The sequence below is a fragment of the Mucilaginibacter gossypii genome (assembly GCF_017569325.2).
GTDB classification, from domain to species: domain Bacteria; phylum Bacteroidota; class Bacteroidia; order Sphingobacteriales; family Sphingobacteriaceae; genus Mucilaginibacter; species Mucilaginibacter gossypii.
In genome coordinates, this window is sequence record NZ_CP071878.2 from 4,914,903 (window position 1) to 4,928,175 (window position 13,273).

A 13,273-nucleotide genomic window follows, 5' to 3' on the forward strand; every position below is an offset into this window, starting at 1 on the left:
CTTGTTCTATTAAAAATTCGCGTTTAATGAAAACCCAAAACTCCTGGTAGCTGGTGATGAACCTTCATCAACTCCTTGCCTGTACCAAGTATCGCCAATTGGGGCCTCAGGGTCAAGGTTTTTAAGTGTTCGGTATACATACAATAAGTTCCTGCCAACTAACGAGAACCTTAAGTTATTCACATGCAGCGCCTTGCTTACGCTTGCAGGCAACCTGTACCCCAATACAACTTCACGCAATTTCACGTAGTTGTTTTTAAATACTGCGTTTTCGTTTACAGAGTTGTCTCCCCAGTCATAAGTGTTCAGGTAATATGAAGCTGCATCAACAATCGTTGTGTTTTTCTGTCCGCTTTCATTTACACCCGGTAATATAACACCGTCGTTATAGGTTTTGCCACCGTTTGGTGCAGTCCCTAAGTGCTTGCCACCATTGCCGTCAATATAATAAGCCAAACCACCGTGGGCAGCATCACGATATTGTAAAGTGCTTTCGTACATACCTGCAGCAGTTCCATATTTTAATGGGTTTGATACCATTTTACCGCCCAAACGGTAATCAACCAACACGTCAAGAGAGAAACCTTTATAATTGAAAGTGTTGGCAATACCACCTACAACTTTAGGCTGTATATTACCTACATTCACATATTTTGATTTATCAATTGTATACAAGCCGTCACCATTTACTATCTTATTACCGTTAGCGTCTTTTGCAACCGGGTAGACCAAAATATTACCTATAAGTTGGTTGGCCTCGGCTACCACCGCTAATGCAGACTGATCACCATAGTAGAAGGTAAGCTTGTCAAAGCCAGGAGCCAGGTTGTTTGTTTTAGAACGGTTTATGGCAAAATTTAAACGCACATCCCAGTTAAATTTACCGGTAATAGGTTTACCGTTTAAAGCAACCTCAAAGCCGTTGCTATGTAAAGTAGCAGCATTGGCCAATAAGTTGGCTGCTCCGTTAGATGGCGCAACATTTAACGCCATAATTACGTCTTTAACTTTGTTGCTGTAGTAAGTAAAATCAAATCCTAAGCGATCTCTTAGGAAACGGGTTTCCAAGCCATATTCCTGCTCATATTTCATCTCTGGCTTCAATTGTAAGTTGCCATAGGCCGAATCATAAGTAAGCTGGGTAACAGATGCCGTTTGTGTTTGCAACGATGATTGATTATATAACACATTTGCCACATACCTTGGCGCCCTATTACCAACCACACCGTACGATGACCTTAATTTTCCATAGCTGATAAATTCAGGCATATGAAAAGCATCTGTAAACACAAAACCCGCATTTACCGATGGATAAAAATAGGTGTTGTTTTTGGGAGGAAGCGTTGAAGCCGACTCGTTACGCGCGGTACCTTCTAAAAACAAATAATTTTTATAATTAAAGTTTAAGACCCCAAAAAATGCCTGGCTTTTCAGAAAACCGCGGGTGGCCGTTGTATTTTGTACACCGTATGAATTTGATAAAGAAAAGAAATTTTCGGTTACCAAACCGCCATTAGTACCTGAAGACTGATCACGGTAAGTTTCGCTGCGCGAAGTATAACCGCCGCTAACAGACATGCTCAGATCTTTGGTAAGTTTTGGCGAATAGGTTAATAATAAGTCGCCGTAAGTAATTGAATATTGTCCTTTAGTAACGCCATAATAACCAGTACTTGACGAACCATTAAAGGCCGTAGGGTACTCGTTATACTGTTTCGAATCGGTATTGCGGCCTGTATAATCACTGCCGATACGTCCTCTGAACTTTACATTTTTAAGCACGTCCCAGTTTAAAGTGGCACTGGTGATTAAACGGTTTTCTGTTTCATCTTCGCTGTTCTTTAACTGCGTCCAGAAAAAGTCCATAATATCCGCACCACTCATATTGTATTTGAAAGCCTCAGCTGGATTTCTGGCTGCGTTGCCAAGGGTTACGTATTTATAACCTTCAGATGTTTGATAGTTATCCAGCAATACATCTGCTTTTTCCGAACGGTTTAAGAAGCCACCAAAGTTGGCTAAAACACGGCCTAACTGATACGGACGGTTATGAGTTAAGGTATTTACATAGCTCGCAACGATATCCGCGCTAATTTTATTACTTAACTTAACAGTAGTGTTTAAGTTAAATGAGTTTTTTTGTTGTTTTTGACCACGCTGTATACCGGTATAATCCAAACGGGTTGCCGACAAACGGTAATTAACGTTGTCTGTTTGGTTTGATATAGCGATGTTGGCGTTTGAGCTATAGCCCGTTTGAAATAGATCTTTGTAGTTATTTGGCTGCGGAGTGTAATCCCTGATCTCGCCATCCCACCACCTGATTTTTTGACCTTCCATTTTAGGGCCAAATTGCGCGTATGAGCTAAAACGTGGTCTGTATCCTGATGGTGAATTAGCATCGGCTAACCAGCCATCTTCGGTAAAACCACCTGCAAGGTTGGTGGCACGGTCATAACCAGGACCGTAAACGTTTTGGAAATTTGGTGTAAAAGCCACCTGCTCGGCAGTACCTACATAGTTGAAATCAACACCAAGGCCTCTTGATCTTGAGCCTTTTTTAGTAGTGATAACAATAGCACCGCTCATTGCGTCAGATCCGTAAAGCGCTGTAGCACTTGCGCCCTTTAACACGGTAAGCGTTTCGATATCCTGTGGGTTGATATCCAGGATACCGTTACCCCTGATCCGCTGATCAGACCAGTATCCACCGTTATTTGAACCACCGGCACCTGCCTCACTGTTATTGCGGATAATAACACCGTCTACAACATACAGGGGTTGAGTGTTGTAGTTAAGTGAGTTGATACCGCGGATCTGCACGTTTACAGCACTGCTTGAACCACCCGGCGCCGTAGTGATTTTAACACCAGGAGCTTTACCGTACAATGCCGAAGCAAAGTTAGTATTACCGGCCTCAGTTAACTGCTTCGCTGTAATGGTGGTAGTAGCATAACCCAGGGATTTTTCCTGGCGTTTGATACCAAATGAGGTAACTACCACTTCATTTAATTCGCCTTTACCTGCAGCCAGAGTTACGTTGATCACAGCATTGTCGCCCACGGTAACTTCTTTTGGTGTATAGCCTACAGATGAAAATTTAAGCACTGCACCCTTAGCCACTTTAATGCTGTACGCACCGTTTATGTTGGTTTGTACTCCGGTTGTTGTACCCACAACTAACACGGTTACACCCGGTAAAGGCCCGGCGTCATCGCGCACCACTCCCGTAACATTGGTTTGGGCAAATAAATTTGCCGAGATAAAAAGGGGCAGTAGCAGGACCACCCACCTTTTCAAGTTTAGATAAAATTGTTGCATGAAAATTGATTAATTGAGTTAAAAAAAGACCTTGAATATGTTTATGTAGGCTCGGAAATATTGGCCTGCGGATTAAGTTTATATAGATTTTCAATCACCGTGGTTACGCCTCCTAACAGTTGCGCGTTATTGCCCAGGTTTGAAACCGCCAATTGGGTGTAGGTGGTTAAGTGGGGAATGCAGTGCTCGTTCATGGCCTGCTGAATGGGGCTGAGCCATAATTTACCGATAACGCTCCCCTTTCCGCTTAAAATGATACTTTCGGGATTCATTAAATGCAGCAATATGGCCAAGCCCTGACCAATAAAATAAGCTGCCTCGGCAATGATTTTTATTGCAAAGGCATCACCTTTAAGTGCTTCATCAATGATATTATCTGCCGATACGGTATCGTATTTTAGGAGGCTGCTAACCTGCCCCTGTTTCAGGCCTTCAGCAGCTTTAGCTTCAATAGCCAACAAAGAAGCTTCTGTTTCCAGGCAGCCCTGCTTACCGCATGAGCATAGCTTTCCGTTTTTATGAAGCGGCAAATGGCTAAACTCTCCCGCAAAACCGCTGTGTCCTTTAAATATCTCTTTATTGATAATCATCCCCAAACCAACACCCCAGCCCAGGTTAATGATCATGGAGTTATTACGGGCAATGGGAAGTCCAAATTTTTGCTCAGCCAAAGCTATGGCTGTCGAGTCATTTTCAATAAATACAGGTAGTCCGGCGTGTTTGGCAATGTAGGTTACCAATGTTTCTTCCGGGACTTTAAGAAAGCTCAGGTTATTACCCAAAAACGCGTCAATAAATCCAGGCATGGTAATCCCTATAGCTAAAAACTTATCTTGGGCTAATCCTGAATTAACAACTACAGCCTTGATACAGGCTATCAATGAATGGATAGCATCCTTGTTATCGCCCAGTTTTAATTCAAACTCCTGCACCTCTCCCACAAACTCATTATTCATATTGACAATTACAATTCTTGTCAAAAACTGGTTCATAGCTACCGAAATGATAAAACCGGTATCAGCTATCAATGAATAAGTTGCGGGCTTTCTGCCTCCGCTTGAGGCCCTTATACCTACTTCCTTTACAATATCTAACTTCATCAAGTCGGCTATCCCTTTGGTCACATAAGGAATGCTTCGGCCAGTATAAATACTCAGGTCGTTAAGGGAAGCTGTTTTACTGTAATAAAGTCCTTTAATGAGGTCAATATGCTTAAGAAACATGTAGCAGGGGTTTATATCTGCATATTTAAATAAATTAATTTAATAACAAAAGAAAACTTTTTATTTTTTTTAAAAAGTATGATATAGATTTATAAAATCAATAATTACTTTTGAAAATGAGAAGAAATCTATCACACCTTTTCATGGTATTTTATACCATGCTATACACCGGTTACGCACAAGCGCAACACCGTGTAAATCCTGATGAGATCAAAGAAAAAATGCAATGGTTTGCCAATGGTAAGCTGGGCATATTTATTCATTATGGCATTTATTCTGTAAAGGGGATAGATGAAAGCTGGAGTTTTCATAACAAAAAGATCAGCTACCCGGATTATATGAACCAGCTAAAAGGCTTTACGGCAAATCAATACAAACCGGATGAGCTGGCAGAGCTGATTAAAGAAAGCGGTGCCCGCTATGCGGTAATGACTACTAAGCACCATGATGGTGTAGCTTTATGGAACAGCAAATATGGCTCGCTGAATGTGGTGAAAAAGACACCTGCCAAAAAAGATTTGTTAAAACCATTATATGATGCCCTGCGTGCGCGTGGTATAAAAGCAGGAGCATACTTTTCACTTATTGATTGGAGCCATGCAGACTATCCCGGCTTTTTGAAAGACAGCAGCCGGTACAAGGTTGATGCGCAGCCGGCAAAATGGGCCAAATATTTAACCTTTATGAACGGTCAGCTGGATGAACTGGCCAAACAATACAACCCCGATCTTTGGTGGTTTGATGGTGATTGGGAACACAGCGCCGATGAATGGAAAGCATCAGCCATCAGACAAAAACTGTTAAGCTACAATCCCAACGCGATCATAAACGGACGCTTGCAGGGATTCGGTGATTATGATACCCCTGAGCAAAACTTCCCGGTATCACGGCCTAATTACAAATGGTGGGAACTTTGCATGACTATCAATGACAACTGGGGCTATCAACCACAGGACACGAATTTTAAAACCCCTTATGAGATCATCAGCATTTTTACTGATGCCGTAAGCTACGGTGGAAATTTACTACTGGATATTGGCCCTAAGGGCGATGGCAGTATCCCTCCGCAAGAAGTGAACATGCTTAAAGAACTGGGCGCATGGAACAAGAAAAACGGCGAAGGTGTTTTTAATACGGTAGCCGGTATGCCACAAGGGCATTACTATGGTGCAAGTACCCTGTCAAAAGACTCAACCACCGTATACTTGTTTGTTCCGGCTAAAACAAGCGCACCGGTATTGGTGAAAGGTTTAAAAAACAGCATCAAAAAAATAACCGTTCTCGGCAGCGAAACACCGTTAAACTATAAAATCGTCGGCAAAATTTCATGGAGTGCGGTACCGGGCTTATTGTACATCCCAATCCCCGAAAGCAAGCAGGATAAATACATGTCGGTAATAAAAATTGAGCTTAACGGCAAGCTTGACCTTTATCGTGGCAAAGGAGGATTTCTCACCAATGAATAACGGGAAAACCGAAAGTTAAAAGCAGAGGGCCGAAAGCCTGTATTGTCTGCACAACTCCTGCTTTCCTTGATATCATTTTATCAAAAGCCTGTAATCAATTGCAGGCTTTTGTTTTTATGTTGATCTCTACTCTTAATCGGGCTCCAACCCGCCATTTATTATGCGGACAAACCGTATCAGGGAAAAAAAATTTAATTTTTTTTCCCCATTAAAACAGCTCCCCCAATCACGAAGTAATATTGCGAATCAAGCGTATCGACACAATTACATCTTGCTTTTAATCAATACTTTACAATAATTTTGTTTCATCAAACCAATTATCTGGCATCTTCTTAAAACAACGGTAAAACCTAATTCAAGGCAATAGCGCGCCTCGGTAACGTTAAGCTCTTTGTTTTATAAGCTATGCCGGTGAAACCAATTGCAAACTAAAAACCAATTTATGAACAGCAAACCAAAAACTACCTTTGCAACTCTATTGGGCCTGGCCCTTTTTGTGGCGTTATTTTTTACTTATTGCACTAAAAAACAAGTCTCGCCGGCGGCGGCAAGCAATGATGCTGCCTCAGGGGCATTAAAAACCCAGGCTACCGGCTTTATCCATCCCGGCATCCTTAACACGCAGCAAACGCTTGATTATGTAGGCCAGCAAGCAAACTCAAATGATGCCAACCGACTGGCAGCTTATCAGTTTGTGCTTAACTATTGCAACAACCACAGCCCAAGCGGTGCTTATAAGGCCACGGTACAGGTTGCCGGCGGCGTTACCACGCCCGATGAAATTGCTTTTAAAGGCGATGCCCTGCTGAGCTATGCCCTGGCGCTGCGCTGGGCTAAAACCGGTAACGCGGTATATGCTACTACTGTAAAACAAATTCTTGACGGTTGGGCCAATAGTTTTCAGAATTTCAGTGTAACCGGTTCACAACCAAACCAGGCATCGCTTGAGGCTTCGTGGGCTGCGCCTACCTTCGCCGCGGCTGCCGAAATTATCAAATACTATATTCCGGCCGGTGGTGTTGGCGGCGGCTGGACCACGGCCGAAAACACCCAGTTTGTAAACTTTCTGAACAACATGAAAGATAATTACATCAATAACGTGCCCAACTTTAACAACAACTGGAACGTATCTGCCGGATATGCAAAAATGGCTATCGGTGTGTTTGAAGATAGCCAAACTGTATACCAAAACGGCATTACTGCTGTAAAAACTGTATTGCCCAATGTAATTGCATCAGATGGCTCGATGGACGGCGAGATCTGCGGCTCGCACAATGATTATGTGCATTACCAGTACTCTCTTACCGGTTTAAGCTATGCGGCAAACATCGCAGGTATACAGGGGGATTTGTCAATTTACTCGGCCAGCAGCAGTCGCCTGTTAACCGGGTTTAATTACCAATACAAGCTGATGCACGGCACCGTGTCGCCGCCATGCTCACCTAACGGTAATGTAAACAACCCTATCTGGCCGGGAATTGAAGTGGCTAATCGTCATTACGGCACTACCGAAACCAGTTACATCGCCAGCAATTATGTATGCGACAGTAACGGCCTGCCCAATGGCGATATCGGTTTTCTATGCTGGACAAACTATACGCATAACAACGTGCCAACTACTTTTTAACAAAGTATTCGCTTAATAAAAATTCTATCCCGGCTGCTCCGTTTATGACTGACCTCATTTAACGGAGCGGCTTTTTAGCGACGAATTCAAAAAGAGCTTACAAGAATATCAAGGCATTATAAAAATGAATAATGACAATTTGAAACATATTTGGCCTTGTACCTATTATCCATTAGATGCAACAGAACAGCATAACACTTATATTCCCACATCAGTTATTCAAACACAATCCCCAGATAACCCAATTAAGACCGGCTTATTTGGTGGAGGAAATACTGTTTTTCAATCAATATAGTTTTAATAAAAAAAAGCTGGTACTTCACCGGGCGTCGATGAAGTTTTATGCGCATCATCTTGCCAGCCAAAATATTGCGGTTAACTATATTGGTGCTCAGGATCCACTTGCCGATGTTCGCCGGCTGATTACTTCATTAGCCAAAAAGGGCATCAAAAACATTTATTACACCGATACCGCCGATAACTGGCTCGAAAGCAGATTAAACAAGGCCTGTGTTGAGAATGAGATCCAGCTCATCAAACATCGAAGTCCCAATTTTCTTAATAGTCCTCACGAGGTTGCCGATTTCTTTGACAAAAAGAAAACCTACTTCCAAACCGATTTTTACATAAGCCAGCGCCGACAGCGAAATATTTTGCTCGAACCAGATGGAACACCCATTGGTGGTAAATGGACCTATGATAGTGAAAACCGGCTCAGGTTTCCGAAGAATGAGGTAGTGCCTCTGCTGAACATATCGCCGGAAAACGATTATCTGAAAGAAGCCCGGCTGTATGTAGATACCCATTTCGCCGATAATTATGGTAACACCACATCGCCGTTTGGCAACCTGGGCGGTTTTTATCCAACTACCCATGAGGAAGCAGAGCACTGGCTGGATGATTTCTTGCAACAACGCTTTCGGGATTTTGGTATTTACGAAGATGCTATGGTGGCAAACGAAAGTTTTTTATATCATTCGGTGCTAAGCCCTACGCTCAACATTGGCCTGCTTAATCCGCAACAGGTTATTGATAATGCCCTTGATGTGGCCGCAGATATGGATATTCCGCTAAACTCTTTAGAAGGATTTGTAAGGCAGATAATGGGCTGGCGCGAATTTATCCATATTGTATATGAGCGCGAAGGAACCAGGCAGCGCACTAAAAACTACTGGGGATTTAAACGCCGCATTTCTCATTCGTTTTGGAAAGGCAATACAGGCATTCACCCCGTCGACGTTGTGATAAAAAAGGTGCTGGCTACCGGGTATACCCATCACATTGAGCGCCTGATGGTGATGGGTAATTTCTTTTTACTGTGCGAATTTCACCCCGATGACGTGTACCGGTGGTTTATGGAAATGTATATAGATGCCTATGATTGGGTTATGGTGCCCAATACCTACGGTATGACCCAATTTGCCGATGGCGGTCTTATGATGACCAAGCCCTACATCAGCGGCAGCAACTATTTGCTAAAAATGGGCGACTGGAAAAAAGGCGATTGGCAAGATACCTGGGATGGCCTGTTTTGGCGTTTCATGCATGTACACCGCAATTTCTTTTCACAAAACCCGCGTTTGGGCATGCTGGTGAAAACTTTTGATAAAATGCCCGCCGAAAAACGAAGAATACATTTAAATAATGCGGAACAATTTCTCGAAAACCTTGACAAACATGCAGCCCCGGTATAATTAAACCTCTCTTTTTTTAGATCCCTACATTCGTTAATACTATTGAAAGACCGGGCGATACTGGCGCTTACGGAAGAAGTTACGTTAATCAGTAACCGCGTAAAAGATGAAACATATCAACAGGCGGCCAAAGTACTGGAAGAAAAATATCTGACACAGGTTATCTTAGCTATTATAACCATTAACGACTGGAACAGGATCGGCATTACAACCAATTTGATATCCGCATAACATTAGTTGAGTGCTTAAAGGCTCTAAACCGCGGAAGGTGCTTAAAAAACATTTTCCTCGGTTTTTAACCTCTGATCATTTATAATTATAAAGCTTAATACGCTGTATCCCGTATTCCCCTACGGGGATTCTCAAATGTCTTCCCTGGTGATCCTCATCCCCGTTTAAACGACGCCCGGGTTGCCATTTGCCGTTTACAAATACCCCTTCATCCACCTGCAAAATACCAGCACGCTCCCCATCTTTAACAGATTTAAAGCTGATCACCAACCCTGTACCCCCTACATAAAACTCATCATTACCTAAAGCAATAATAATCCCCCCGGTTAATGGCCAGATTGCATCTTTAGTTTTCGGCGACCAGCCCAGGGTTAAATCATGCGAAACTGTCAGGATATAACCCCCAATTTGCAACCGAACCGTATCTGCATCCTTGCTTAACAATACGCCATCTATACTTCCCTTATGTTTGGCCTTGCTGATTTCACCGGCTAACTGCTGAATGATACTGTAAGATTGGCCAAGCGGCTCACCTGCCGTTTTGTTATCTGTTTCGATAGAAAAGGGTGAAAAACCCAGCGCCTTGTAATGCCCAATGGCATAAAAAGCTTTCGCATCTACCCCATCTTCAAAACGATGTTCGGGGATAAACAACGCGTTATCAGGCCGTGTATAACGGTCATTCCAATACTTAAAATTTGGATTGTAAAAATCAGGCGATAGAAAGTCAATATCCGGTGCTGCCTCTTTCCAGATATCAATTAAATGCGGCAATGGGCCTGCAGAAGGGTACTGTCCCGGCTTTTTACCGGGCGCATTAAGGGCTGCATTCACATACATTGGGAGCGGGTAAACAGCCTTTCCTGCTTTAGCCACAGCGTTGGCATATTCAGCAAAGTACCAGGCCATAAACAACTCATCGGTAGCCAGACGTTTGCCGAAAACTGCTTCCCAGCTGCCCGAAGTTTTATTCCCTCCCTCCTGCCATATTTTTTGCATCTCGGGTACAAGCTTGTCTTTGTGCGAATTTAACCAGGAGATTAGCTTTGTCGGGACTGGTCGGTTAAAAGCTTCATCGGCCAGTTTCGAATGATCGCGGGCATCCGGCAGCATGCCTATTTCGTTTTCAACCTGTACCATTATCACAGTGTGAAACTTGCTATCAGTTTCTTTAATATGCCTCATCAGCGAACTGAATGCTTTGCTATCGGCAAGTAAAGCCTCTTTGGAAAACGGCGTAATAATCTCTTCGGGGCCGCCGGTACTATTTGCCACACGCGGAAAACGTTTTTGATTGGTTTTAACCCAGCCCGGCGCATAACAACTCATACTGTTTTTCCAGGTACCAAACCAAAGCAACACCAGTTTCATATGATGCTGCCGGGCACTTTTTATCAGGTAATCAACCAGCGTAAAATTAAATTTACCCTCCTGTGGTTCCAATAACTCCCAATAAACCGGTGCAATCACGGTATTGAGGTGCATTTTTTGCAGTTTGGGCCAAACCGGGTTCATGTAGGCCGTGCTTGAGGCACTTGAATTTCCCAACTCCCCGCCTGTCATTAAATATGGCGCTCCATCTACCAATAATTCTGTATTACTACCATAATATTTGACTTGTGGTATGCCCTGCGACAGGCTTTGCGATTTAACCTTAAACAATATCAAACAACAAAAAACAAATATTAATACCGGTGACTTCATAGCTATTTATTTTGATGTAAATAGAACCCTGTTATTTGCGCGCATATGCCCATGCCAAAGCCTTGAGCATGGTAACAGGTTTGCCTGATAAATGGGTAACATCCTCAATAATGATATGCTTAAAAACAAGGTTTTCATAATGACGGCTATCCAATAACGCCACCAGCTGTTTGTTAGGCACAACCTGTCCATGTGTTTCCAGTCCGCCTACTTCAATAAAAACATTTACAGGCAGGCTTTTATGTTTGGCAGCATATTGCTTTTCAGTTTCAAATACAGCTCCGTTACCATAACCCAATGCAGGGCTGCCTATCAGGATATTTTTAAACAGCGTTGGCTTTTCAAACAAGGTATAAGTGGCAAACAGGCCCCCCATCGAATATCCGTACAGCGTACGGTTTGCAGGATCGGCCTTTAAACCGGCATCTACCGATGGGATCAATTCCTTCTCAATAAAAGCAAGGAATGCGGGCGCACCGCCGCTTTCGGCCACATTGGGAAATGCAACCGGTGTGAAATCACGGTTACGTTTGTTGTCGGGCGTACCAATCAGGCCGCCGTCGCCAATAGCTACCAATATAGGCTCGGGAATATGGTATTCGGCCATCAATAATCCTAAATACTCCAGCGATGGTGAAAAGTCGTTATCACCGTCAACCACATACAATACCGGAAATTTTTGTTTGGCGGTATCATAACCGGCCGGGTAATGAATATAAATATCATAATCATTACCCGCCAGTTTAGAGTGCATTTGCCGGTGTTCGGAGTTGGGGATAGTAACCGGCTTAACCTGCTGCGCAAAACCATGCGTCCCCAACAAATCAAGCAATAGCAGTAACAGGGTTAAAGCTTTAAGGATTTTCATAACGATGAGATTACAAAAACGGATCGATCAGTTTAATAGATCCATCAGCGTTATGCTGTAGTTCGGTTACCTTTACATTGCGCAGATGCGTTTTGCCTGATAGTTGGGTATCATGATAAAATATATACCATTTACCTTTTACCTCGATGATGGAATGGTGGGTTGTCCACCCCTGAACCGGTTTCATAAACACGCCTTTATAAGTGAACGGGCCTAACGGACTATCACCTATCGCATAGCAAAGTAAATGTGTATCGCCGGTTGAATAAGTGAAGTAATATTTACCATTGTATTTATGCATCCACGAACCTTCAAAAAAGCGGCGGTCATGATCTTTAGTCAACAGCGGCTTGCCAAGGCTGTCTACAATAACTGCGTCTTTCGCAACGCCATCAAAGGTTTTCATGTCAGGCTTTAGCAGGGCTACCTTACAGCTTATGGCCGGGGCATCTTCCTGTTTTGAATCGGTCTTTGATCCATCTGCCTCGTATTTACCGGAGATCCAGCGCTGAAGCTGACCACCCCAGATCCCACCGAAATACATGTAGGTTTTACCATCGGTATCCGTAAAAACGGCAGGGTCAATACTGTAACTTCCTGCTATTTGTTCAGGTTCGGCTTTGAACGAGCCAACCGGGCTTGCAGAAGTTGCCACGCCGATATGGAAAACATCTTTTTTATCTTTTACCGGGAAGTACAGGTAATAAGTACCGTTTTTAAAAGCTACATCAGGCGCCCACAGCTGCCGACCAGCCCAGGGGATATCCTTGATATCAAGTGCCACACCATTATCTGTAACCTTGCCGCCAATACTATCCATCGACAGGATGTGATAATCTTTCATGGCAAAATGGTCGCCGTTATCATTTTCGGGGATACCCGCATCGATATCATGCGATGGATAGATATAAATTTTGCCGTTAAATACATGGGCCGATGGGTCCGCTGTGTAAATGGAACTGATGAGCGGCTCGGAAAGATATTTTACTTTTTTGCCGGTATCTGTTTTTGTAGTATCGCCTGCATTAGCTGTCTTCTTTGTTGATGAGTCACATGCACTCAAAATGCATAAGGGTACAAAAAGTGCGAGGACTAATTTTGCTGTGGTAAATTGCTTGCTCATTGACGTTTGGTTTATG

9 protein-coding genes are annotated in these 13,273 nt (G+C 43.2%); 4 read left to right on the top strand and 5 right to left on the bottom strand.

Features of this window, described 5'->3' with window-relative positions; genetic code table 11:
• Positions 1 to 9 precede the first annotated feature (9 nt).
• Both J3L18_RS20545 and J3L18_RS20550 read right to left on the bottom strand, forming a co-directional pair.
• Complete coding sequence (locus tag J3L18_RS20545) at positions 10 to 3,321, bottom strand: SusC/RagA family TonB-linked outer membrane protein (RefSeq protein ID WP_129571593.1); 3,312 nt, start codon at positions 3,319 to 3,321, stop codon at positions 10 to 12.
• A 41-nt stretch (positions 3,322 to 3,362) separates the two neighbouring features.
• Positions 3,363 to 4,544 carry an ROK family protein gene (locus tag J3L18_RS20550; RefSeq protein ID WP_129571592.1) on the bottom strand — a complete coding sequence of 394 codons (1,182 nt, stop codon included), beginning with the start codon at positions 4,542 to 4,544 and terminating at the stop codon, positions 3,363 to 3,365.
• A 116-nt stretch (positions 4,545 to 4,660) separates the two neighbouring features.
• On the opposite strand from J3L18_RS20550, the gene J3L18_RS20555 reads away from it, so the two are divergent.
• The 4 genes from J3L18_RS20555 (at position 4,661) to J3L18_RS20570 (ending at position 9,562) form a co-directional block, all read left to right on the top strand.
• A complete protein-coding gene (locus tag J3L18_RS20555; protein ID WP_129571591.1) occupies positions 4,661 to 6,010 on the top strand; it encodes an alpha-L-fucosidase in 1,350 nt (449 codons plus the stop codon).
• 442 nt (positions 6,011 to 6,452) lie between these two features.
• Positions 6,453 to 7,637, top strand: coding sequence for an alginate lyase family protein (locus tag J3L18_RS20560; RefSeq protein WP_129571590.1), 1,185 nt, complete (start codon positions 6,453 to 6,455; stop codon positions 7,635 to 7,637).
• Between the two features lie 176 nt (positions 7,638 to 7,813).
• Positions 7,814 to 9,331 carry a cryptochrome/photolyase family protein gene (locus J3L18_RS20565; protein WP_129571589.1) on the top strand — a complete coding sequence of 506 codons (1,518 nt, stop codon included), beginning with the start codon at positions 7,814 to 7,816 and terminating at the stop codon, positions 9,329 to 9,331.
• Between the two features lie 42 nt (positions 9,332 to 9,373).
• Positions 9,374 to 9,562, top strand: a complete 189-nt coding sequence (locus J3L18_RS20570) for a carboxymuconolactone decarboxylase family protein (protein WP_129571588.1) — start codon at positions 9,374 to 9,376, stop codon at positions 9,560 to 9,562.
• A 75-nt stretch (positions 9,563 to 9,637) separates the two neighbouring features.
• Here the strand turns inward: J3L18_RS20570 and J3L18_RS20575 are convergent, their stop codons facing one another.
• The 3 genes from J3L18_RS20575 to J3L18_RS20585 are packed head-to-tail and all read right to left on the bottom strand — an operon-like array spanning position 9,638 to position 13,257.
• Positions 9,638 to 11,266, bottom strand: coding sequence for a GH35 family beta-galactosidase (locus J3L18_RS20575; protein WP_129571587.1), 1,629 nt, complete (start codon positions 11,264 to 11,266; stop codon positions 9,638 to 9,640).
• 31 nt (positions 11,267 to 11,297) lie between these two features.
• Positions 11,298 to 12,134: an alpha/beta hydrolase gene (locus J3L18_RS20580; RefSeq protein WP_129571586.1), complete on the bottom strand. Its 837-nt coding sequence runs from the start codon at positions 12,132 to 12,134 to the stop codon at positions 11,298 to 11,300.
• A 10-nt stretch (positions 12,135 to 12,144) separates the two neighbouring features.
• Positions 12,145 to 13,257, bottom strand: a complete 1,113-nt coding sequence (locus tag J3L18_RS20585; protein WP_129571585.1) for a glycoside hydrolase family 43 protein — start codon at positions 13,255 to 13,257, stop codon at positions 12,145 to 12,147.
• Positions 13,258 to 13,273: the final 16 nt, after the last annotated feature.